Annotated in this window: 25 protein-coding genes; 24 read left to right on the plus strand and 1 reads right to left on the minus strand. The window is 38.4% G+C overall.

All coding sequences use genetic code 11. The annotated features are described in order from the left end of the window. Positions 1-223 precede the first annotated feature (223 nt). The 16 genes from IPP86_00985 (at position 224) to IPP86_01060 (ending at position 16,561) form a co-directional block, all read left to right on the plus strand. A complete protein-coding gene (locus tag IPP86_00985) occupies positions 224-1,408 on the plus strand; it encodes a hypothetical protein (GenBank protein ID MBL0137086.1) in 1,185 nt (394 codons plus the stop codon). A gap of 152 nt (positions 1,409-1,560) precedes the next feature. After that, entirely contained in the window at positions 1,561-2,211 is a 651-nt protein-coding gene (locus IPP86_00990) for a T9SS type A sorting domain-containing protein (GenBank protein MBL0137087.1), read from the plus strand. 596 nt (positions 2,212-2,807) lie between these two features. Then, positions 2,808-4,193 (plus strand): T9SS type A sorting domain-containing protein, encoded by a 1,386-nt coding sequence (locus IPP86_00995; GenBank protein ID MBL0137088.1) that lies wholly within the window; start codon positions 2,808-2,810, stop codon positions 4,191-4,193. Between the two features lie 238 nt (positions 4,194-4,431). Continuing rightward, positions 4,432-4,917, plus strand: coding sequence for a DinB family protein (locus IPP86_01000; protein MBL0137089.1), 486 nt, complete (start codon positions 4,432-4,434; stop codon positions 4,915-4,917). 196 nt (positions 4,918-5,113) lie between these two features. Next, complete coding sequence (locus tag IPP86_01005; GenBank protein ID MBL0137090.1) at positions 5,114-6,952, plus strand: carboxylesterase family protein; 1,839 nt, start codon at positions 5,114-5,116, stop codon at positions 6,950-6,952. 57 nt (positions 6,953-7,009) lie between these two features. After that, complete coding sequence (locus tag IPP86_01010) at positions 7,010-7,321, plus strand: hypothetical protein (protein MBL0137091.1); 312 nt, start codon at positions 7,010-7,012, stop codon at positions 7,319-7,321. A 111-nt stretch (positions 7,322-7,432) separates the two neighbouring features. Further along, positions 7,433-8,188 (plus strand): transporter, encoded by a 756-nt coding sequence (locus IPP86_01015; protein MBL0137092.1) that lies wholly within the window; start codon positions 7,433-7,435, stop codon positions 8,186-8,188. Between the two features lie 202 nt (positions 8,189-8,390). Then, a complete protein-coding gene (locus IPP86_01020) occupies positions 8,391-9,959 on the plus strand; it encodes a T9SS type A sorting domain-containing protein (GenBank protein MBL0137093.1) in 1,569 nt (522 codons plus the stop codon). Between the two features lie 195 nt (positions 9,960-10,154). Then, positions 10,155-10,472, plus strand: coding sequence for a hypothetical protein (locus tag IPP86_01025; GenBank protein MBL0137094.1), 318 nt, complete (start codon positions 10,155-10,157; stop codon positions 10,470-10,472). A 261-nt stretch (positions 10,473-10,733) separates the two neighbouring features. After that, on the plus strand, positions 10,734-11,603 hold the full coding sequence (locus IPP86_01030; GenBank protein ID MBL0137095.1) for a methyltransferase domain-containing protein: 870 nt from the start codon (positions 10,734-10,736) through the stop codon (positions 11,601-11,603). A gap of 1 nt (position 11,604) precedes the next feature. Next, a complete protein-coding gene (locus tag IPP86_01035; protein ID MBL0137096.1) occupies positions 11,605-12,387 on the plus strand; it encodes a 2OG-Fe(II) oxygenase in 783 nt (260 codons plus the stop codon). Between the two features lie 99 nt (positions 12,388-12,486). Then, a complete protein-coding gene (locus IPP86_01040; GenBank protein MBL0137097.1) occupies positions 12,487-12,894 on the plus strand; it encodes a hypothetical protein in 408 nt (135 codons plus the stop codon). A gap of 468 nt (positions 12,895-13,362) precedes the next feature. Further along, positions 13,363-14,796: a spore maturation protein gene (locus IPP86_01045; GenBank protein ID MBL0137098.1), complete on the plus strand. Its 1,434-nt coding sequence runs from the start codon at positions 13,363-13,365 to the stop codon at positions 14,794-14,796. A 61-nt stretch (positions 14,797-14,857) separates the two neighbouring features. Next, a complete protein-coding gene (locus IPP86_01050; GenBank protein MBL0137099.1) occupies positions 14,858-15,367 on the plus strand; it encodes an ester cyclase in 510 nt (169 codons plus the stop codon). Positions 15,368-15,478: 111 nt separating this feature from the next. Next, positions 15,479-15,991, plus strand: coding sequence for a GNAT family N-acetyltransferase (locus tag IPP86_01055; protein ID MBL0137100.1), 513 nt, complete (start codon positions 15,479-15,481; stop codon positions 15,989-15,991). Positions 15,992-16,054: 63 nt separating this feature from the next. After that, complete coding sequence (locus IPP86_01060) at positions 16,055-16,561, plus strand: OsmC family protein (protein ID MBL0137101.1); 507 nt, start codon at positions 16,055-16,057, stop codon at positions 16,559-16,561. 26 nt (positions 16,562-16,587) lie between these two features. On the opposite strand, the gene IPP86_01065 is transcribed toward IPP86_01060, so the two are convergent. Further along, a complete protein-coding gene (locus tag IPP86_01065) occupies positions 16,588-16,917 on the minus strand; it encodes a hypothetical protein (GenBank protein MBL0137102.1) in 330 nt (109 codons plus the stop codon). 107 nt (positions 16,918-17,024) lie between these two features. Here IPP86_01065 and IPP86_01070 point away from each other — a divergent pair, with 107 nt between their 5' ends. The 8 genes from IPP86_01070 (at position 17,025) to IPP86_01105 (ending at position 24,595) form a co-directional block, all read left to right on the plus strand. Next, the gene (locus IPP86_01070; protein MBL0137103.1) at positions 17,025-17,327 is read left to right on the plus strand and encodes a hypothetical protein; all 303 of its coding nucleotides are present in this window, start codon (positions 17,025-17,027) and stop codon (positions 17,325-17,327) included. Between the two features lie 169 nt (positions 17,328-17,496). Further along, positions 17,497-18,570: a T9SS type A sorting domain-containing protein gene (locus tag IPP86_01075; GenBank protein ID MBL0137104.1), complete on the plus strand. Its 1,074-nt coding sequence runs from the start codon at positions 17,497-17,499 to the stop codon at positions 18,568-18,570. A gap of 54 nt (positions 18,571-18,624) precedes the next feature. Next, the gene (locus IPP86_01080; protein ID MBL0137105.1) at positions 18,625-19,596 is read left to right on the plus strand and encodes a hypothetical protein; all 972 of its coding nucleotides are present in this window, start codon (positions 18,625-18,627) and stop codon (positions 19,594-19,596) included. 29 nt (positions 19,597-19,625) lie between these two features. Then, positions 19,626-20,081 carry a GNAT family N-acetyltransferase gene (locus tag IPP86_01085; GenBank protein MBL0137106.1) on the plus strand — a complete coding sequence of 152 codons (456 nt, stop codon included), beginning with the start codon at positions 19,626-19,628 and terminating at the stop codon, positions 20,079-20,081. A gap of 270 nt (positions 20,082-20,351) precedes the next feature. Then, positions 20,352-21,230 carry a DUF2817 domain-containing protein gene (locus IPP86_01090; protein ID MBL0137107.1) on the plus strand — a complete coding sequence of 293 codons (879 nt, stop codon included), beginning with the start codon at positions 20,352-20,354 and terminating at the stop codon, positions 21,228-21,230. A gap of 169 nt (positions 21,231-21,399) precedes the next feature. Then, a complete protein-coding gene (locus tag IPP86_01095; GenBank protein MBL0137108.1) occupies positions 21,400-22,329 on the plus strand; it encodes an NAD-dependent epimerase/dehydratase family protein in 930 nt (309 codons plus the stop codon). A 290-nt stretch (positions 22,330-22,619) separates the two neighbouring features. Further along, positions 22,620-24,059 (plus strand): hypothetical protein, encoded by a 1,440-nt coding sequence (locus IPP86_01100; protein MBL0137109.1) that lies wholly within the window; start codon positions 22,620-22,622, stop codon positions 24,057-24,059. 11 nt (positions 24,060-24,070) lie between these two features. Beyond that, positions 24,071-24,595, plus strand: a complete 525-nt coding sequence (locus IPP86_01105; protein ID MBL0137110.1) for a YfiR family protein — start codon at positions 24,071-24,073, stop codon at positions 24,593-24,595. The last annotated feature ends 195 nt before the right edge of the window (positions 24,596-24,790 follow it).

Here is a 24,790-nt window from a genome sequence, read left to right on the forward strand (position 1 = left end):
TCCCTAAAAAGAGAAATTCAATACATAAATATTAATTGTTAGTCCCACTTCGGAATTGTTAACCTGCAATCTCAATCTTAATTTTTATTATCTGAAGTGTAATGAGCGATTGCCTATAGGAATACTAAACACTTGCTCTGGCTGAATTACTAATTTGGGAATTACAAAAATTTAATTATTTTTCAGATCAATTTCCGGAATGAAATAATTGTACGATTGATCTATGAGTAGAATAATATTTAACGAAGATCAGGATGGACTAATCTTCACAATTCCTTCAAGAAAGGACGCAATTGTTTATCAATTCATAAGCGGAATTGTAGGTTTATATGTGTTGATCTATGTTGATTATTTCTTAGCAAACGGACTCGTGGAAGAAATCCGGACAGGGCTTAGTTCTACGTTATTCTATTTTATACTTTTTGTTGTATTATGTAACTCCTTCATCTTTTATGGTCTATGGCATATTTTATACTTGCTCTTTGGTGAGGAAATCATCCGTGTAAGCCGTTTCGAGTTAATTACCTATCACAAATGGAAATTATTTTCAAAACGAAGAGTATTTGACCTGAATAAGGCGTCTAATTTTCTTTCTTATCTGTACACAAACACTGGCAAGTTCAGAAATAACAGAGCGTACTTTAAAATCCAATTTGATTACCAGAAAAAGGTTGAAAAAATTGGCTTGGAGCTGTCAGAAGAAGAAGCAAATATGATCCTTGAAAAAATAAATGAATTTGTATTGGTTCCTGCTACCTCACATATAAATTCGAAGAATACTTCAAAGGAAAAGGAAAAAAGCAGGTATGAGCCATTTGCGCTGAAACCACCTGTGGATTTGCAATTTGACAAGATGGGTTTGAATCGAAAAATGGTTCTTCCAAAGTTAATATGTGGGTTTATAATGGTCTATTCTTTCGTTTTCATGATGATTAGTGGTTCTAAAAACCCTACTACGAATGCTCCAATATTCTTAATTACCACGTTTGTTCTGGGTCTGGTGGGGTTCAGCTACAGCGGAAATACCCGACTCATTACATTTGACAGGAACAATATGTATCTGCCCCGAGTAAAGGATGAGGAGGTCGTCCCACTGAGGCAGGTACATTATTTAAAAGCGTTATTCCTACCATCTTATTGGGTTCTGTTTTACACGAACAATTCAGGAGATGAAAAATTTATAATTATTAATTCGATAGACGAAAACTTTTCAAAATTTACGGCCTCCGTGAAAGAATCAAATTCTGATTTTGAGTTAAATTATACAAACAACCCCTTGGATACGTTTATTCCTGACCATTTAAAATCCAAAGTGCAGGCTGCTTCTTATTGGCGTTTGCATAAAATGATCCGCATTGGTATACTTCTCTTCATTCTCTTTTTTATTCTCTATGACTCATTCTTTTAAAATAGCGATGAATAAATTTGGTTGAATTTATAAATTCTTATAATTACATAGTGGTTAGCGGGAGTTGAGTAATCCTTTTACGTGGAAGCAGGTCAAAACTAAACCGTCTGATTAATTTAAACCTACTAACTCTTTGCATTTTTTTCATTCTTGTGATTTTTGCTTGCAAAAAGGATATTACGGATCAACCTGTTCAGGGATTCAATCATTCATCCATTTTATGTACGGGAAATAGTGAGGATACATACTATCCATTAGCCATTCACAATGCATGGACATTTCCTGCAATTTCCGTTAACAGCATTCATTTCCAATATATCATTTATCACACTGTAGATTTTGATTCCACAACCTATTTTCAAATTGTGGATAGCCGTGGATATGGTGATATTTATTTGAGAAAGAATATGAATGGTGATATATTAGAGTATGATGTTGCCCCAACTACATCAAATCTCAATAAAATTACTTTTATCAATCCACATACTGCCATTGCTGTTGGTGACAGCGGGGTCATTCTGATGAATTTAAACATTATTACAGGAATCGAAAACGGATATTTAAGCGACGATCTTGTTTCTGTATTTCCTAACCCCTCCACTAACGATGTGACATTTAAAATTAACGCCGAACAACAAGTGAAATTCACCTTATATAATTCATTAGGTGAAAGACAAATTGAAAAAACATTGACCAGCCCAACAAACAATATCAACTTGTCGGCTTACTCAAGCGACATTTACTATTATACGTTGAGTAATGAAAAACGGATAATCAAGAGTGGGAAAATAATTAAACAATAGCGCTTTGAGTGCATAGAGGGATTGTTTGATTCACTCTCAGCACAGTGCAGCCCTCAAGGAATTGGATAGAGATATGTTGGAAAACATATGTGCCGGAGTGCCTCGGTGTTGGCTGGCTTAGTTTCAATGCTTCAAATGACTTTATTCACAAGGATTATCAAAACCCCGGTTTCCTATTTCACAATGTTTTCCGAACAAAATATTCAAATTTATTTCACCCCTCGGCCTATCTTTTTCTTCACTGATTTTATTCTATTTTTAATAAACATATGCTCCCAAAAATTTTGAAAGGCCTGGTGTATCGGCCTGCCAGATAGCCATTGCATGAATTCTCATGGGCAATTTCCTTTCTCAGTGTAAGAAAGGAGTATTCATGAAATTCAGTGAAGAACTTGATTTTTAGCTTTCCGTTGGATCTTGCTCTTCAATATTTTATCAATGAATATATGAATCAATTAGATAAACATATGCTTTTTCAATGAAACGTTACACTTTCAACCATTGTATTAAATAATACTCTACATTGCTCTTCTTTATCACAGTTTTATTCCTATTCAGTCAGAAACATAATTGCCGATTTTAATCTCCATAACTTTATGACAAAACGTTTACTCAGCCTGAGCTTATTGGCCATTGCGCAAACAACATTTTATTTTTTTCCAATACTTTCAGAAGCTCAAAAGATAGCTTGTGGCGGACAACACTCAGTCTTCATTTGCCGCGACAGCTCTGTGAATGCGTGGGGAGCCAATTCTTTTGGCCAGCTTGGAAGTACAGTCGGTTTCAGTAGTACTCCAATATCAGTAAACCTGATCAGTCATGTTACAAATGTTGGTGGAGGAGTGAATCATACTGTAGCCTTGAAAGACGACAGTACAGTTTGGGCATGGGGTTCTAACATAACCGGTGAATTGGGTAATGGAACTAATACAGGCAGTTCAATCCCAATACGTGTGACCGGACTTTCCGGCATCAAAGAAATTAGTTGCATGTATCATACACTAGCACTGAAAAGTGACAGCACTGTTTTTGCCTGGGGTTATAATGATTATGGTGAACTTGGCAATGGACTTTCTGGTGGATCCAGCAATGTTCCTGTTCCTGTAGCCGGCGGACTAACAGGAGTGACTCATATTGCCTGTGGATATTATCATTCGCTTGCTATCAAACGTGACAGTACTGTTGCTGCCTGGGGAGCATCACCGGGAAACGGAATCAATACAGTGAGTAATGTGCCAATTTCAATTCCGGGTTTAAGAGATGTAATTGCGATAGCTGCCGGAAATGGGTTTTCTCTTGCACTCAAAAAAGACAGCACCGTTTGGGCCTGGGGAGGCAATAATGAAGGCGAACTGGGCAATGCATCTTCTGCTATCAGCTATAGTCCGGTTCAGGTGATCGGTCTCACCAAAGTTGTTGCTATTGCTGCAGGAGTTTATCATGCACTCGCATTAAAAGATGATGGAACAATTTGGGCATGGGGCTTCAACCTCAATGGTCAGCTTGGAAACGGCAGCAATACCGACAGCCATGTTGCTATTCCGGTTCCGGGACTCTCAGGTATAACCGCAATTGCTGCAGGATATGCTCATACCTTTGCAATGAAGAATGACAGCACAGGCTGGGCCTGGGGAGCCAATAACTATGGACAACTTGGCAATGCAAGTTTTGTAAATAGCCCGATCCCGGTACAAGTGAGCGGATTGTGCGCGCATCTGATTTCCGTAAATGAAATTGGCGATCCTGCAAGCATATCAGTTTTCCCAAATCCATCAACAGGGAAATTCACAATTTCTTCGGCTGATTTCATTTCTTCAGGTCTGGTGGAAATTTTTAATTTGAACGGAACATTGATTCATACTCAAAAAATATTCCTTTCATCATCTTTTACAGTTGATGTAAAGGCCGTTTCCGCTGGAATTTATTTCATGAAGCTGCTTGATGTGAATAAATATTACTGGAAGAAAATTCTTGTTGAATAACAGAAATATTGTTTTAACATTTTTGCGACGTTTTTTTGCAAAGACATGATAGAAGTAAAATTGAATAACGCATTATAGAATGTGTTATTCATTATTTTGTTCAAAATCCATATTAAACTATTTTTGAATTTTAATTCACTTTAACAGGACGTAATAATTTTTTCTGAAATTGTCCAATGGCGATTTTTCCAAACGTCTTAGGGTATAACCAATCAAATCTTATTAAAAACGCAATCTTATGGCAAAATCTATCTATCCATCCGAGCTTATTCTAAATCTCAACAGCCGTCTCTTCATTAATGCCTTTGACGGCGTAACGGATGCACAGGCAAAAGAACGTATCAGCGATCACAACAACCCTTTATCATGGCTCGGTACACATACTGTTTGGGCTCGCTACAATATTTGTGCGATGCTCGGAAAACCCGTGGCCAAAAACCCGTATGATGGAATTTTTGAAAATTTTAAACCTTTTGATCCGGCAACGAAATACCCTTCAGTAGCTGAGATAAAAGCGGAATGGAATAAAGCAACGGAATTGCTCAAGGAGGCATTGGCGTCAGTCAGTGAAGAACATTTGGCAGCAGATTGCCCCTTAAAAAGTCCGATAGGAGATTTTACTTTTGGAGGGACTATTGCCTTTTTAGCGCAACATGAAAGTTATGATATCGGACAGATTGGCTTTCTCAAAAAATTCCACACCAAAGAGGCAATGAAATACTAATTGCAGACTCACAATTCTTTAAAGCCGGGACCAGATCCAAAAAATGGATCTTGATCCCGGCTTTTTTATCAGAGGTGGCTTTGAATAAATTCCGTTCCTGAAGAAAAAGGACGCTGAATTATTTCGTACTTTGGTTTTGGTAAAAAAATCATTTCCGTAAAGAATCCGGATATGACAGGTTTATCAAATTAGTGATATGAAAGTAATCAGCAGCATCTTACTTTTTCTTTTCATTTTGTCAGGACTTCACGCGCAAGTAGTGACGACACAGTATGGACAAATTCAGGGAAATACAAACGGAAGTGTTTATCAATTTCTTGGAATTCCCTTTGCAAAACCACCTGTGGATTCGCTTAGATGGAAAGCTCCAGAGAATCCTGATGCATGGTCAGGAGTATTGTTAGCGGATAGTTTTTCTCCTGTTTGTCCTCAGAAACATTTTGAACAAGGAGGAACAACATTTACACTTGAAGGAGATGAAGATTGTCTTTATCTCAACGTGTGGACACCACAAATTAATTCCGGGTCCCTACCGGTGATGGTATTTATTCATGGAGGAGGAAATCAGCAGGGTGGCGCAAGCGAAGAAGGAGGTGGTACACAAATGTATATTGGAAAAAATTTATCCGAACGAGGAAATGTTGTCGTAGTAACTATTCAATACAGATTAGGTCCTCTTGGATTTTTGGTTCATCCCGGTCTTGAAGTTGAAAACGCAAACGGTGTATCGGGAAATTACGCCGCACTTGATCAGATTTTAGCGCTTACATGGATTCACAACAACATTGCTGCCTTTGGAGGCGACGCTTCGAAAGTGATGATTTTTGGAGAGAGCGCGGGTGGAGTGGATGTTGGAAACCTGCTGACATCTCCACTGGCATCCGGATTATTTCAACGAGCCGCCATCGAAAGCGCGGCTCCATCAATCAGTGATTACAATTTTATCAGGAACAGAGGTGTCGCGTTTGTGGATAGTTTTATCAGCACAGGAACCGATATTCAGAAAATTGCTCACCTGAGAAGTCTTTCAAGTGATTCTCTCATGTATTTTGAAACGAGCCCTTTGTCAGGCGGAGCGGTTCAATTGAATTGGTCGGCTGTTGTAGACAATGTAGTGTTCACCGACTTTCCGATAAATACTTTTGAAAGCGGAAATTACAATAAAGTACCTCTGTTGATTGGTTCGAATGCGGAGGAAATGAGTCTTTCGGCGCCGCAAACGGTTACGCCTTCGATGGTGACTGCTTTGATAAATAGTAAGGTTCCGGCTCCATATCAGGCACAGGCTCATTTGTTGTATCCTTCCGGTGCAACTAATACCGAAGCCAGAGAATCTTATGTTGGTATTTTAACGGATGCACAATTTACATCTACGACAAGAAGAACAGCTCAATGTGTCAGCCTCAATCAAACCCAACCGGTCTGGCGATATTTTTACACGCACAGACATACCATCGCGCAATTGGAACCGCTGGGTTCCTATCATGGAATGGAACTTTTTTATGTATTTAATAATTGGGAAAATGCGACATTGGGTACTGGTCCGCTTTTCAAACCACAGGATGATTCAGTTCAACAGGTGATGTTAAACTACTGGACAAACTTTGCAGCCACAGGAAACCCAAATGGAGGATCATTTGTAACATGGCCACAATATCAGAGCGCAGCTGATTGCTATCTCGAAATCAAAGCAACTCCGAATGGAAGTCAGTGCGGAATCCGAACCGCCGAGTCGGATTTATGGGATGATGTGATTGGTTTTACTGGTTGCACCTCTTCGCTTGGAATTAACGATGTGCGTGATGAGAACTTTTTGTACATTTTTCCTAACCCGAACAACGGAATATTTCAAATAGATTTACCGAATACTGGCGAAAAGTCGGATGTGACAATTCACAATATCTACGGACAAAAAATTTATTCCTCTGGAAATGGGGAAAAAATAGATTTGAGAAATGAAAAGAGTGGAATCTATTTTGTAGAAGTGAATATGAATGGAAGAATATTAAAAGGAAAAGTAATCACTGTTGAATAGTATCCGATACTCAGCAATTGTAATTCATAATAGAGCACTAACGTATAGATTTTATTAATGAACGGTCTTCCTGACGATATAAATAAAAAAGTCGAATCATTTTTCGTGGATTTGGATGATCGGCAGAAAGTAAAAGAGCTATTAATCAGTTTATGGAAAATGCCACTGAATGTGGGGCCGGATCAACTTGCAAGAAGCATTTTGGTTCTCGCGGAAGATGATATTGATTTGCTTAAAGGTATTTTCGAAGATCAGTTTGAAGGAGATCCGAGAGACATTATCCTGACTGCGGAAAGTAAGATTGGTTACCCGGGACATTATTTTATCCCGACGTTTGACGAAATTGACAAGGGACTTAGTTTTGAATAAAGACTTTTTCCAGGCGTAAAATCATTTGTAAAACAGATGCTTTACAACTATTTTCGGTCCGGTAATTTTGATTAAACCCGAACTGATTTCTTTTAAAATTTCATTGGAATTGTGAAGATAAAATTTCTCCTCCTGCTGATCGTATTAGTGCATGTTCAAACTCTGATACAAGCCCAGGGCCCGGGACCTATTCAGACAGATCGTCCCGATCAGACAGAAACACCGTATACTGTTCCGGCAAAACATTTTCAGATGGAAACCGGTTTATCTTTTGAGCAAACAGATCCGGATATTCAGTCATTTACAAACCCATCCATTCTGTTTAAATATGGCCTCAACGATCATTTTGAATTAGGCTTTATCACTGAATTCGCGACTCTCAAAACAAAAGAAACAGTTTCCGGATTGTCTCCAATCACTTTGAGATTCAAGGAAAAAATTACTAACGAACAAGGCTTGTTACCGATTACTTCCTTTATAGGCTATCTCTCCGTTCCGAATTGGGGATCGAAAGAATTCAAATCAACTTATTTTGCTCCGGCATTTCGCTTCACGATGCAACACACTTTATCTCAGAAATTCACTTTTGGCTACAATCTGGGCGCGGAATGGAATGGAGAAACGCCTGAACCGGCATTTATTTATACAGTGACAACAGGCTGTTCAATTAGTGATAAAGTTGGGGCATATCTTGAAGTGTATGGTTTTGCACCTCAGTTTTCAAAGGCGGATCATCGTTTCGATGGCGGGTTGAATTTTCTCCTGAAAGAAAATATTTTGCTGGATATTTCAGGAGGAGCAGGAATTACGGAGAATGCACCGGATTATTACATGGCCTTGGGGTTCTCCTTTCGTTTAAAGGATTAAGAAAGGAGATATTTTTATTTCGTTCAAAGTCCCCATGGACAGGTGGAGTTGATGCCACTTTGGTGTCTAAAATCACTTTCCTTAAAGTGATTTTGCGGAGATTTATTTTCATTTTACCAATTCAAGTCCTGTTTTTTCCTGTTCAACAAGTATATTTTTAGGGCGGAAAGAGACAAGATTAGATTTGTCCAAAGAGCGAAACATGAAGCAACTATTTACGACCCTTTCATTTACATTGTTTTTCCAGTTTTTATTTGCTCAATATAATCCCGACTGGGTAGTACCTTCTGCGGATTATCAGAAAACCGGAGTGATGATGGCTGTAGATTCGGACAATAATGTTGTCTTGGTTGGTGACCGGCCCAGCTTTGCCGGCGCGGCAAATATTTACACACGTAAATTGGATGAACAAGGCAATTTACTTTGGGAACAGGTGGACACAAGCGGCATCCATTCTGTGTATGAAAAAGCAGCATGGGTGAATATTGATTCATTGAATAACATTTATGTTTGCGGCTATCGCTATGCGGGAACCTCTACGAATTACGCTGATAATATCATTGCATTGAAATACGATGCCCAGGGGAATTTACTGTGGAGGAAGTTGTTTCCTGACGCTTTTTTTGGAGGACTGCCGATGAGAAGTGAGTTGGATGCATCAGGGAATTTTTATATTGGTACAATGAACTCAAGCCCTCCCGGATTTAATCTGATCAAGTTGGATGCGGGCGGGAATGTTTTATTTAATGTTTCTGATAGCAGCACTTCAAATGTTTCCTTCAGTAGTATGCGTATCAAAGACGATAAAGTTGTGCTGTCAGGCTACGCTTCACTAGGCTCAATCGCCTGTGTGGTTGAATTTGATACTGCCGGAAATTTTCTTTGGGGAAATAATTATTCCACATGGGGAGCTATTGATCTTGAAATTGATTCAGTGTACAACATCTATTTCATTTCCAGAAAAGAAAACCAGGTTGCCGGGAATACGGCTTATGATGTGAAGCTTTTCAAATTAAATCCCAATGGAACAGTTGCCGCGGAATACAATTACGATTTCGGAAACTCAACGGATTTTGTCGGACGAATGACATTGGTTAATGGAAGGATAAGTATGACAGGGTGGACAATACAAAGTGGATCACCCTACATGAATTGGCTTACTCTTCAAACGGATCTGAATGGAAATGAACTCTGGAATGCTGTTTACAACGAAACAATTTACAACGATGAACAGCCGTACTGGATTTCAGCTAAAGCTAATGGGGAAGTATTTGTGAGCGGAAAAGGTGGTCCGGATACTGTTAGTGTGACAGGGTCTGTTTACCTTCGATACGTCACTTTAAAATACAACAACGGCCAAATCCAGTGGGTCGATGCGGACCCATACCAGGGATATACCGGTATTGTCAACTGCATAGTACCTGATGGAAGTTTATATGTGTTGGGACAATATGCCATGACAGCCATTCATTATATCGATAGCAGCAGTACCACCGGTTTTTTTGAAGTGCAAAATGAAAAAAATATTTTCATTTATCCGAATCCCAATTCTGGATCAGCAATTCTTCGAATAAATTCGCCAGAGCTCCAAAATGCTAACGTTTCCGTATTCGATAATCAGGGGAGAATAGCTTTTCGAAAGGATAAAATACAATTGCATACAGGAATTAACGATGTTCCGCTTAATTTTTCTAAACTACCAGCCGGATTTTATTTTGGGATGTTATCAACTGAAAATATTTTTAGAGAATTCAAAATCGTAGTTGAATAAATTCTCAAGAACACTCTTTTACAATTGGACGATTGCGATAGGATTAACTTTTGCACTTTATTTTTCATAAGTAGTGGCAATGCTGAGTTCTTCCTGAGCATATATTTGATTCGTATATTTATAATACTTAATTTTAATGGAGGATTTCTTTCTATTGATACTTCATTGCATCAAAATATAATTTCCTGAAAAAAAATGGAAAGGTATAAGTTCACCGGCGAGCTTCAGGATTTGATTGAACATGCTGAAAGTGGAACCGCTTCAGATGTAGAATATATCATGAACCATCTGACAAACGAAGCCTCGCTGGCGATGACCAGGTATGTTGATTATGCACTCAGCATTGTTGAAAATGAAAATGGTATTTCAAAAATAAAAAATTACCTGTTCAAGGGAACACCCATTCAGCGGAATTACAGCTGTTTGTTTTTTAACAGGAGAGGAGACTGGACTCTTGTGAACGAAGCCTTTTATGCAGGATGCATTGATGAGATCCAGGCATTTGCCAGATGAAAGAAGAGTATTTTGTATGATGAACATAGGTTTTGTTTTTGAAGTCCTGATTCTTCACCAAATATTTATTTTTTGAATCAAACAATTTACTATATTGGTCCTATTCGGTATAATTTTTACGATAGTCTCAATATTTAATTAATTGTTGAGACAGTATAAGTAATTATTATGCAGACTCCTGAGCAATCATTTACGGATAACCTACCGATATTATAAGTTCAGTCAGGCATATTTCTTTCAAAAGTCATTTATTGAATTCACATGAGTGTTAGCCAAAGAGTAAGTTATTTGTTGAGACAGGTCATGAATGCAGGACAGAGTAAAGTATGTCCTTTTTGTAAACAGAAAGAATTTTCCGTAATAGATAGAAAGTACATTTTTACAACACTGATCAAATGCAAAAATTGCGGATTGAGTCATCGGCATCCCAAAGATGATGAACAATGGCTGCGGAAATTCTATCAGAGTGAGTATAGTATCGATACTCACATGATGACAAAAATTCCTTCCGATGAGGAAATAGGGAAATTAATGAAGTCAAATTTCCCGAACCTTCGCAGTTATGATAAATACCTTGATGCCCTGTTTAAAAAACCGCTCAAGATTATTGATTACGGTTGCAGCTGGGGTTACAATGTTTACAAATTGGTTCAATCGGGTTATCAGGCTGTGGGTTATGAATTATCTGTCCCTCGGGCACAGCTTGGCAAGAGTAAACTCAACATACAGATCTATTCAGATACCCATCAACTTCCCGGAGAAAATGATGTAATCATGAGCTCACACGTCATTGAGCATCTCAGTGATATAAATGAACTTGTTGCACTCTCAAAAAAACTACTTAAAGAATCCGGAGTCTTCATGGCATTTTGTCCGAATGGTAACCAGGAGTATAGAAACAGAGAACCGGAAGTCTGGCATGTTAACTGGGGTGCTGTACATCCAAACTATCTGGATGTAAATTTTGCGAAATACATGTTTAGGGAAAACCCCTACCTTATTTTAACAGGTGATTGGGATTTTGATCCCGGAGATATTTTAAAATGGGATGGCCGAAGCCAGATAGTAGGCCCTAAAGCAGATGGCAAAGAACTTTTCATTATTTCCAAACCGAATATAAAAATCAACTAACATGGAATTCATTGACTTCAAACGCCTTTCTCAAGAGCAGAAAGAAATTAAAGCGGATTACCAATCAAAGAAGCCATTTCGTTATGTGATGTTTGAAAATTTTTTCCTGCCGGAACAGGCAGAAATTATTCATCGTGCATATCCCACTATTCAGGACGGAAAATGGGATGGAACAACCTATCTGGATCAGAAAAATAAATTTCAGAAAACAAGTTTTGAGCCTGGAAGTGTGATGGACAGGGTTTTTCATGAAATGAACTCGGAGGAATTTCTGAACTGGTTGCAGGATGTCACTGAAATCGAAGACAAATTACTCGGTGACAATGATCTTTTTGGCGGAGGATTACACCAAAGCACAAACGGAGCCTACCTGAATGTACATGTAGATTATAACATTCATCCCAAAACCAAATTTCACAGACGGCTCAATGTTTTGGTGTACATGAATAAAGACTGGAAAGATGAATACGAAGGACATATCGAACTATGGGATTTGTCACAGGGAGATAAAGTATTACTGGGTAAATATGCTCCGACCTTTAACCGCTGTGTGATTTTTGAAACAAATGAAATCTCCTTTCATGGACATCCAAAACCATTGAATACTCCCAAAGACGTCAACAGGAAATCAATCGCGACGTATTATTACACGAAGACCAGACCGGAAAACGAAATCGCTCAGGATCACAATACCATATATGTAAATACGGAAGGTATTGGAGGACAAGTGAAGAGATTCACTTCCGGAGTAAAAGCATTTTTGGAACGCATCAACAACAAATAAATCAGTGGCATTGTATTAAATTCAAACCGGTAATGTCTGAAAGAGAGTTACCGGTTTGAAATTTTAGGAGAAACAATATTTATTTTTAAATCAATAAAAATGAAATACAAAATTGGAAGTAAAGAAAAGCCGATGGTATTAAAGACGCCACCGTTGAGTTCTGAATACTCCATGCATACCGATGAAAAAGATGGTAAAGAAATATTGGTCTGCACAGTTGGCAAGACGATTTTGCATTACGACATTCGTTGTATTGAGGATCTTCACAAAATGCTGAAGAAACACGGCGACTGGATGGACCTTGGCAGTGCCGATGAACAAAAGCCTGCTAAGGAAGGGACCGTTGAAGAATGGGGCAGATCAGATAAGAATCCGGTCGGAGGCTGGTACGGATTGAAAAAAGGTTTTCGCGGACGTTTTGGAATGTATATTCCTCCTTTGATGGAAGCACTTGGCCTGGCCGAGGTGACGCATGAAGCGAAAAACAATAAAATGCGGGCAAAATAATATTTTGAAATGTTTTCTTGTAGGTGTTTAGAATCAACAAGTCGTGGACAGTTTTAGAATCCTCACAAGATTTATTTGTTCTTTTTCTTTTTTAATAGTTGATAATAAAACAATTTTAACATTTGGATACATTCTTACAGCTATATATTATAGTTGAAATTATGATTCTGAAAATGCGATAGATTTACACAGCTTGCTTTTATAAGACGTAGAATAGCCAGGTATTTTTTGGCTTCAGAAATTAAACTGAAGTAGCTTACGTTCCGGTTCTAAAACAACTGAAGGAATCAAATTCCTTAAAAAATTAATTTTGATAAGTTGAATTGCATGAACATAAACAGGAACTCCATTGTATTTTGAGGGCTTCAGAGTCTGATGAAATGAAAAGTCCATTGTTGAAAGCTTTTGCCTGAATAAGGGAAATCCGTCATTTTCTTCAGGAAATATTTATTTCCTTGTGCCTTCCCTATGGTACTCAGCAGATTCTGGTCAATCATCATTGCCGCTAGTATACTTTATATACTGGTATTACTTTTCAGTGGCAAAACCTATACTATTAGCAATGTAGTAAATGGGAAACAAAACGACCCGATTGTGGTTGCCGAGTATACCGCGAATGATTTCCGGATTCAGGATTCTGCATTATTCAACCGGATTGTTGCCGCTAAACCTGCATCGGTTCAAAAAGAGGAAACGGATTATCAACTGACAGATAACGGAATTGTCCAGCTGACAAAGGGCAAACAAGCGTCCGATGGTGTTTTCATCACTTGTAAAAATACAATCATGGATCTCTGGCTGCCACTGATCGGTTATCTCACTTTTTTCTGTGGATTATTGCACCTACTGAGCGACTCCCATGCCTTGAACCGACTCGCGAAATTTCTTACTCCTCTTTTTGTCAGGATATTTCCGGAATTACCCAAAGGACACCCTGCTTATGGCTTCATGACCATGAATTTCGCTGCCAACTTTCTTGGCCTTGATAATGCTGCTACACCATTCGGACTAAAGGCGATGGAAAGTATGCAGGAAGTAAACGAAAACAAAAGTCGGGCATCCAATAGTCAGATAATGTTTTTGTGTTTGCATGCTGCGGGTCTCACCCTGATTCCTACATCGATCATCGGTTACCGAGCGGCACAGAATGCGAGCAACCCTGCGGACATCATGCTGCCTTGTATTATCACTTCTTTTGTGGGTACCATCGCGGCTTTGATTTTTGTGAGTATCAAACAACGCATCAACCTTTTAAATCTCGCTGTAATTCTACTGATTACAGGCATCAGCGCACTGATCGGATTATTATTATTCTATATTACTCGTCTCGGTGGAATTGAGAAAATTCATTTTACAGGAAATTTAAGTAATGCAGTTTTGCTTTTTATTATTTTAATGATTGTCGCTTATTCTCTGTTTCACGAAAAAATATTCAAACAAAATCAAACCAATATTTTCGATTCCTTTGTAACAGGCGCTAAAGATGGCTTTACCACAGGTGTACGTGTATTGCCTTATATGATCGCGATGCTTGTTGCACTTAGTATTTTCAGAAATTCCGGTCTGATGAATATCGTGATGAGCGGAATCAGTGCTGTCATGAATCTTTTTAATGTTGACCCTCAGATTACCAATGCCATTCCGGTTGCACTCATGCGTCCATTCAGTGCAGGAGGATCCAGAGGATTTATGCTGGACGCCATGAAAACTTTTGGACCGGACAGTCTTACCGGACAACTTTCCTGCTTGTTCCAGGGTGCTGCTGAAACAACGTTTTATGTGGTGGCATTGTATTTTGGCTCTGTAAATGTGAAAGATTCCCGTTATACTCTCGGTGTGATGTTACTTGTTGACCTGGTGTGTGTACTGACCGCCATTGCTGTATGTAATTATTATTTTTGATTTCTGCCGATTGCATTTTTGTCCCGATTGTCCATTACCGTTTTTTATAAAAAACTTCATTATGAAAAGAATCAGAAATGTTTATGGTTTGTGGCTTGGGCTGTTTGCACCCATGTTGATTAGTTCATGCGCCACGTCACAGCAGGAAAAAACGGACCCTGTTGCGGCTAACATAAAAATGTATACTGGTGTTTGGGACAAGATAATTAATGAAGGGAAGCTGGAGTTATTCAACGATTCGAATTTTACACAAAATCTGGTGATGCATGAAGGTGCCAGCGATGTAGTTGGAATTGATAGTGCCAAAGCATATTATTCAAATTATCTTACCGGCTTCTCAAATATTTCTTTTACAATAAAAGATGTATTCGGACAAGGAGATAAAATTGTGAAGTATTGGAACTTTAAGGGAACACATTCAGGAACTTTCTTTGGTATTCCTGCCACCGGAAAAGAAGTAAATTTGGACGGAGTTACACTGGTCAGAATGGAAAAAGGAAAAATTGCGGAAGAGAGAGACATACTTGATAATTTGGAATTCATGCAACAACTCGGATTGATTCCCAGATAAATCTCGCCCCAGCCTTCAGGCAAGGGGCTGATGAACCCCGGCACCTATTGATACAAAAACAAATCACATAGAATAATTATTTTCGGAATAATTTGAAATCGGTTTACTCCCATGCGCTACATTCTTGAAACCGAACGATTATTCCTCAGAGAATTTTCTACCGAGGATGCACCATTCGTTGTACAGTTAGTGAATAGTCCGGGCTGGCTTGAATTTATCGGTGACCGGAACATACGGAACGATGAACAAGCAAGGATCTATCTTGAAAATGGTCCATTGTTAAGCTACAAACAGAATGGATACGGTTTGTCTTTGGTGGAGCTTAAGCATGGAAAAACCCCAATCGGAATGTGCGGTATTATCAATCGGGAAAATCTTGAAAATCCGGACATTGGTTTTGCATTTCTACCCGAGCACATGGGACAAGGATTCGCTTTTGAAGTGGCACAGGCAACAATGAAGTATGCGCGTGAAAATTTAAAACTTCCTACAGTATGCGCGATCACTGTGTCCGGAAACCTACCGTCGATCAAGCTTTTGGAAAAACTTGGAATGAAATTTAGCAAGATGATAAATTTTCCGGATGATCCTGTTGAGCTGATGTTGTACCGTATGGATTACTGATACAGTTGTGTTCATCGCGGACTAAAGAGTTTCGATTTTACAAACAGGTTTAAAAATAAATTCATGAACTCCGATGAACTAAAAAAGCTACAGGCTCCTCTGAAAGACAAATACCGCGAGCGTCCTGAAGTTGCAACAATTACATTGAAAGCCTCTGGTAGTATTGGAGAAGGAATTTCCTGTAAAGTAGATACCGGTAAAGCAATAGTAGAAGCCGGGCTACATCCCGCCACAGGCGGAAATGGAATGCTCGCCTGCTCCGGAGATTTATTGCTGGAAGCACTTGTCGCCTGCGCGGGAGTAACACTCGGTGCAGTGGCTACTTCAATAGGGGTCGAACTTGAAGAAGGAAAAATTGAAGCTCAAGGCGATCTTGATTTCAGAGGCACTTTGGGTGTTTCAAAAGAAGCGCCTGTTGGGTTTAAGGCAATCCGACTACAATTTACCCTGAAGACAGATGCGTCAGAAGAACAAATCGCGTCACTGGCAAAGCTTACAGAAAGGTATTGTGTAGTTTATCAGACTTTGGTAAAGGGTGTATCTGTTCAGTCTTTATTTGTCAAAACTTAAAAAGGGATCAGAAAAACAAATTTCGTTTATTCAAATACATAATACAATCCCCAGGAGATCAACAATACAGCGGTTGAGGTGACACCGTAAAGAATCCAATAGTACAGTGACGGAACAGGGTTAGTTAATGTAAGTACACAGCTGATGAATCCCAACACTGCACCGGCAACGAGCATTGTAAAGCCCATCGATAACCTCTTGTTGTGCTTTAGCTTTTTATACTCCAGAATATACGCTTCTATCGAACTGGAATCATGACCAAGCGATTGTAATTCTTTCTCAATACTCGACAAGTCGAGATTATTACTGATCCACTGACGGATCAGAGAGGTGTTTATAGTGATGGCTTCGTTCATGCAAATAAAATTTTAAGAGAAGAGGTTTGTTCGATACCAGAACTAAAATAAGTACAATTTTTGAAAAAAGCAAAGCCATTGTAAATTTGTAAAAAATCCACAATCCGGTGAATCAACAAAAGCGCGTTTATTATTGTAGTAAAGGACATCAATTTTATAAGAGCAGTGATTGCAGGACCTGCCCGAAATGTGAAGCAGAAAAGAAACCCGGAAGCGGATTGCTGACTTTGCTCGCCGCTCCCGCAAGACGGGCTTTGGAGAGTTTTGGTGTGAAGAATTTACAACAATTGTCTGCTAAAACCGAATCAGAAATCGCTGCACTCCACGGGATGGGACCATCGTCAATGAAAATTCTGCGAAAGGAGTTGGAAAAGGAAAATTTAAAATTCAAAAAACCAGATAAAAGCTGATTGTAACGGGATATTTACTTTATTGAATGTTCAAAAAAAACATTCTATTGAACGGAAATGCTATTATAATACAGTGATAGTGAATATTTGAATTAAAATTTTGTTAACTTTCCTATCTGCAAACTCTGTTAAAAAGCAGACTGCAGCGATATGCAAATCCATGATAAACATGAAAACACTTACAACCGGCTTATTTATATTATTACTCCTGAATGTTAGAGCATTTGCTGAGAACGCAGTCTCTGAATTATCCTTCGACTCTTCAGGCAAATTAGCAGCGGATGCTTCAGTTGAAAGAAATAACAATGGAAATATCCATACTCTGGGAATTCCACCACAATTTTCTTTTGATGAAAATCCTGTGAATCATAACATGCATATAGCATCGGATGGAGAATTTTATTTTACAATAAATGGAGGCGGAGTGTCATCCGGACAAGTGAATAAGTTTGATTTGAATGGTGTATTGCTTCAAACCTATCCGATTCAGATTGATGGGAGAGGATTGTCTTACAATAAATCCGATGGGTTTTTATACGTTTCAACTTTCGGCGGAGACATTGTTCGCATAACTGATCTTGCAGCCGCTACATTTACAATGGTATTTCCGGGAGTAATGCAAAACGGTCAGGCATCATTCGCGATCTCAGATGACGGTTTGGTTTTTTATGATTTCAATCAAGGTACATTAAGGGTTCACGATTTCGCTACAGGTTCTGTTATCAATACACTTACCGGATTAGCTTACGGATCGGGAAATTACGGTGGGGAAGCCGCGGTTGCTGTGGATTCATCTCATTTTTACACCTGGGATGCTGTTTCAAAGACTGTATATATGTACGATCAGCTCGGAACCCTTATTCAACCAATGGTTCTGGATTCAGGAGACAATGGCCAATCGCTTTCATTTGTTAATGATATGCTTTTTGTATCCAGAGACGGAAATTACAATATTGGAACCTGGTATGGATATGACTTATCGGGTTTGACAACTATTCCAAATTCAGTACTACATGAGGAGATAGCTATTTTTCCCAATCCTACGAAGGATAAATGCCTGATAAAAGGGGATAACATTTTGCAAGTAGAAATCTTCAATGGTTTGGGAGAATCAATTGTTGAACGCAAGTCCATTACCAGCCATTCCATAGAAATTAATCTTGAAAATATACGCAGCGGATTGTATTTTGCAAAAATTACAACGGGTGAGAACATTGTAATCAAAAAATTAATAGTTGAATAAGATCTTTGTTATAAAAGTACAAAGACCTATTCCATATTAAATTTTCACCTCATTATGATCAATGTGAAGCAGGGAATCAGGATTATTGGAATTCCATTGCTGTTTGCATTCTGCCTTCGCTATATTTTTGGGGTAAAATCCCTGCAGGATTTTTATTCTGTAATGACAGTTTCTTTTTTTTGTTTACTTCCTTCAGGCGTTGGAGCCCTTACAATTTATTTCTCGAAAATTGAAAATGTCAAATCTCTATCCTACAGGCTAGGAGCCCCGATGATTCCAATATTCATATTTTTTATTCTGACCTGTATTTTAAGTATTGAAGGATTTGCTTGCTGGGTCATGGTACTTCCGTTGTTTCTGATTGCCGCTTCATTGGGCGGACTCATTGCGGGTTATTTTAAATTGAAGACACATAAAAAACAAGAACGGATTTATATTTCATTTTTATTACTTCTTCCATTTTTTATTACACCTGTGGAACAATATATCGGTGCTATTCCCGGCAACTATGAAGCGTATACATTTATTGATATACAAGCGAATCCGGAAATCATTTGGAACAATGTAACCAGTGTAAAAGAAATCGAAGCCCGACAAGACAAAGGATGGTTGACCCGTTTTTTGGGATTTCCTCGTCCGATAAAAGCGGAACTGAATTATGCCGGAGTTGGAGCTACCAGGGAAGCAATATTCAGCGGAGGACTTACGTTCCATGAAAAGATAATTGATTATGAAAATCAAAAAAAAATGAAGTTTTCAATCAAAGCCCTTCCTTATGAAATTCCAAGCGCGACCATGGACGAGCATGTGGTTATAGGCGGTGATTATTTCGATGTATTGGATGGTACTTATGAGTTGGAAAAATTAAATCCGACGACCAACAGATTACATCTGTACAGTCATTTCAAATTGAGTACTACATTTAATTTTTATGCGAGCTGGTGGGCTTCCCGGATCATGAAAGATATTCAAAAAAATATTTTACAAATCATTAAGCAAAGAGCTGAACACAACAAGCTCTTGTAATTGATTGCAGGGCTGAATTATGTATACAAATGATAAAAATTGTACGAACCGATTCCGATAATCAGGATTTCCGTCAGCTGGTCTTATTGCTTGATCGTGAACTGAAAGAAAGAGACGGAGAAGATCATTCCTTTTTCGCGCAGTTTAATAAGATCGATAAGATCAAACATGCTCTTGTGGCTTATTTAAATGATGTACCCTGTGCTTGTGGTGCAATAAAGGAATATAATAAAGAAACGATGGAAGTGAAACGAATGTTTGTCCTACCGGAAGAAAGAGGCAAAGGTATTGCCGGAGAGATCTTAGATGAATTGGAAAATTGGTCGAAGGAATTAAATTTCAAAAAATGCATTCTTGAAACCGGCAAGAGACAACCGGAAGCTATTCGACTGTATTCAAAAAGTGGTTACAATGTGATTCCGAATTATGGTCAATATGAAAATGTAAACAATAGTGTCTGCTTCGAAAAGAACTTCAATCAATAAAATCAGGTGATAAAAGTATGCAACGTGCTTTTTTAAAAAAAGTAATAAAACTAAGTTAGCATGAAATTTTGGAAAAGTGAAATTTTATTGAGCATCTTGTTTGTCTTGCTTTCCTTAGCTGTAGGTTATTTCCCACTTGTCATATTTTTAAAATGGATAACATTTGTTTTATTGATTTGGTTTGTGATTCGTAAAATCAGAAGGGATCAAAAAGCCGGAGTTAAGTTCCGGTTAGGAAAGTCAATTCGATTAATAATAATATTCATAGGATTGGCCGTAGCCTCAGTACCCTTAACGGATGTTGCAAAAGCTAAACACAATGCGGTTCTTTTTCCATATCAAACTATACATCGAAGTAATTATTATATTCAGGAAGAAATTAAAGACACATTTGATTTTTCCGGATACATGCAGGACCTGGAGAGCGCTTCAGAAAAATTTCATCCCCAATCGGATTCGGTTTTATTCGAAGAAAAATATTATAAATATCAAATCATAAAGCACGAGCCGGAAAATTATAAAAAGAAAGTGTTAATCATTGCCTCGATTCATGGGGATGAGCCGGCAGGAGCATTGTCTATCCCGATTCTTCTAAGAAATATAAAACAAGATAGCAGCAAGTATGCAAATACATCCATCTTAATTTTGTCGCCAATTAATCCTGTTGGACTGGCATTTTCATCAAGGGAGAATGAAATGGGATGTAACCTCAACAGAGACTATCATGAACCAACTCAGTCAGAAACAAAAAGAATTGTACTAGAAATTGAGAAATTCAAGCCGGATATCATTCTTGATCTGCATGAAAATAATGGAAACTGGAAAACCTGCATCATGGCGAATTCACTTGTATCAGACGAACTTGGGAAAATCTTGTGTGATGACTTAAAGACAAAATCAATTCCACTTGCCGAATCTGCATTTGATACGAACCTGGAACACCCCGGCTGGCTCAAACGTGGCTCCTACAGAATGGCTGTAAATTATTTGGCAGGATTGAACGATTTGATGCGCTATGGTGAAGAAATAAAAATTCCGGTAATCACTCTTGAAGGTGATCAATCTCTGGAGCAAAGGAAACGTATTGAAATTTGTACATCAATCTTTGATGTTGTTGTGCAGTACGATAAATCCTTTGGAATGAAATAGGATTCCGGTTTCATGTTAATTGAGCCTCTGTGCCGGAAGGATTAATTTGAAATTGCATTTATATAAAGCGTTCGATCCGAAATGACAATGGAAATTATTCAAGCTAAGTTTGGAATTTAATTATACAATCAGAGATAAATCGGACAGTTAATTTGTAACACGAAAAATTATGCAAACAATACTCGGTTCAGGAGGAACAATAGGAACAGATCTGGCAAAGTATTTAAAAACATATACAAATGAAATCCGACTGGTTAGCAGAACTCCTAAGAAAGTGAACGATTCTGATATATTATACCCTGCGGATTTATCTTCTGCGGATCAAATCGACAAAGCAATCGAGGGAAGCGAAGTGTGTTATCTTACTATTGGATTCGATTACAAATTAAAAGTATGGAAAGAGAAATGGCCGCCTTTAATCAAGAATGTCGTAGATGCTTGTATTCGTCACCATTCAAAATTAGTTTTTTTCGATAACGTGTATGCAATCGGTGCGAAGCATGTGGGTCACATTACTGAAAGTTCTCCAATCAACCCCACCAGTAAAAAGGGAGCAATTCGGGCAGCTGTTGACCGTCATATTTTGGAAAATGTTGAAAAGGGAAAACTGCAGGCAATCATTGCCCGTTCACCTGATTTTTTCGGTCCTGTAAAAACTTCCAACAGTCTATTGATGAGTACAGTCTATGACAATTTGAAAAAGGGGAAATCTGCGCAATGGCTTTGTAATTCTAATGTGATTCATACAATGGGGTATGGCCCCGAACTCGCCAAAGGAACAGCCATGTTGGGAAATACTTCTGAGGCATATAACCAGGTTTGGAATCTTCCGGTTGATCAGGAAACGCTGACAGGTAAACAATGGGTGAAATTATTCGCCGAGGAAATGAATTGTCCGGATAAATTAATGGTATTACCCGGGGCAGGTATTTGGTTTCTAGGTTTGTTCATTCCTGTATTAATGGAATTCTATGAAATGCGCTATCAGTTTGACAGAGACTACTTTTTCGATTCATCAAAATTCATAAAACATTTTCATCATACTCCGATTTCAAACCGTGAAGCTGTAAAACAGGTTATTGCCGCATTAAATAAATAATGGAGTTAAATTTTCCATAGCAGAGACAATCAATCTGCCGGTTGGACTTAAATGTGATCGCTTTTCATTTTTCCATTACAATAAAAGAGCCAAGATGTTGGTTTTTCACTATGTTACATAGTGTTTGAAAAAACGTAGAATCCTATGTCGTTTTTCATTTTCTTCTGCTGTGTTAACATTTGAATGTGAAAAAGTAGTGGCTTCATGACCTGTGTGGCAGAATATATTCCTAACCTTTACAAGCAACCGACATTCCGTTCTGTTGTATGCTCTTAAATAAAATGTTTCGAATGACCAAAAGAATACTCTTTTTCATTTTACTCTTCATTTCCGGCCAGAACATGGTGTCTGGACAAACTTCCATCAGTACCATGAGTGATGTGAATAATCTTCTTGAAGAGGTTGAATTTAAGGTTATGTTGCAAACAGATCTGCACAAAGCGGAAGTGCTGGATCTTGCTTCGAAAAAGTATTTCATACCCTTAACCAATTACATAGATTTAAATGTAATCGGAAAAGGTAAAAGTATCACTTTAAGCAGCGATAAGTTGAGTGAATATATCATTTCCCAAATCAACAATGTAAGTACCTCTGAACAATTGGGAGAAAAAATACTGAATGAATTCCTTGCATCCGGCTTTGTTGATGATGGAAGGAAACAAACTACCGAAAAGGATAAACCCAGAGTCTCACTTGGAGGTTATTTTGTCTCGGAGTACGAATACCATCAGGAACCGGATGGTGTTTTTCATTCCTTACTGGAGATCAATCAAACGCGGATCTTTGTAGCGGCGGATATCAACCCGTCTGAATCAAAAAACAGAATTTCATTTTTGGGCGAATGGAATCCTATTCCTGAAGAAGTTATTCACCAGATTGATGAACTAAGTTTTGTCCGCGACACGACAACCTATACATTGAGTAATCCTGAAGAAAATGCCGGAATGCTCCACACTGCCAATGGCGAACTGATTCCGTTTGAAAGACTTTATGTAAAAATTGAGAATCTTGCCGGTAGCAAATTGAATTTGACAGTCGGCCAGTTTAGGAATCCATTTGGCTACTGGAGCGATTATACATCACATCGAAACTTTACATCAACTAAAGGGAATCAACTGGTGAATGGCTTTGCCCTGAAGAAAATTGATCTGGGAATTAAACTTGATGGTAAGATAAACACTAAGTGGGATTGGTCAGCGGCCATAATGCATGGAAGATTAAGCCGGACTTCTCCTCTCAACAGAGCTGATGCTGATGACAAGAAAGATTTCTGTGGACACATAAGACATACTTCAAAAAAAATCTCACTAGGCGCATCAGCATATTTGGCGGAGTTCAATGTCCGACGGATTGCTTTGGGTATCGACTACCAGGTTAATTTTAAAAAGCTGACCATTAGCGGTGAAACTGTTTACCAGAAAAATGATCAACCGGAGAAAATCTTTTCTGATGTAGGTGGAATCCGGGACCTGGCTTCTTTCTCATCTTATCTTCAATTCGATCTCGAACTCTCGCATAAGTTCCATTTGTACGGATTGTATGAGATGTGGAACATTATAGCCAATGGAGAAAATGTTGTATCTAATCCTGAAGCAAAATTGTTCCAGGGAATCCGATACATCTTTAACAACAATCTTCACTGGACAATCGTAGAATATGGACACATGTTTCACGAGGGTTACGATAAAGGTTTTACCCATCTGTCTTCTGCTATTGATCTGACATTTTAAAAATTACCACATTGATAAAACGGAGTATTCTTTTTAGTAGCTTTTATTTATTGGCGCTGCTGGTCAATGCTGCGTCGGTTTACAGTCAGACGAATTATAAATTTGAGGCAATCTATATTTATTCTTTTACCAAATACCTGAGCTGGCCGGATAACACAATTAAAAATCAGTTTGTTGTTGGTATATATGGTTATTCACCAATGCAACAGGAATTAGTTAGTGTAACCAACGGGAAGACTGTAGGAGACAAAAGTATCTCTGTGAAAAATTATAATACCATAGAAGAAATTGAAAACTGTCAGATTCTTTTTGTTACAACAGAATATGAAGGAGATTTACCTGAGCTTACGAAAATCGCCAATGCCAAACACATTTTACTTATCACCGACGGAAACGAAATGAGCGGGAAAGGAGCCGGTATTAATCTTGTAAATGTTGATGGAAAACAAAAATTTGAATTGAATGAGGCCGCTGTCAAAAAAGCAGGGCTCAAAATCTCAAATCAGCTTATTCCGCTTGCTATTCTGGTTAAATAGTGCAGAATCAATACAATGATCTTTTTGGGCACCGATCCTTTGGATGCCTGATTTCAAAATCCCCGGATTGTTCACACAATGTTAATAAACGATTGGGTAAATATCCGTCAGGTATTTCTAAATTTGGTTCGCGGTAATAGGTAATGGAAAAATCATCCTGAACCCGGTGCCTGCCAACTCAAATTATTCACCCTA

It is taken from the genome of Bacteroidota bacterium (assembly GCA_016720935.1).
Classification (GTDB): domain Bacteria; phylum Bacteroidota; class Bacteroidia; order AKYH767-A; family 2013-40CM-41-45; genus JADKJP01.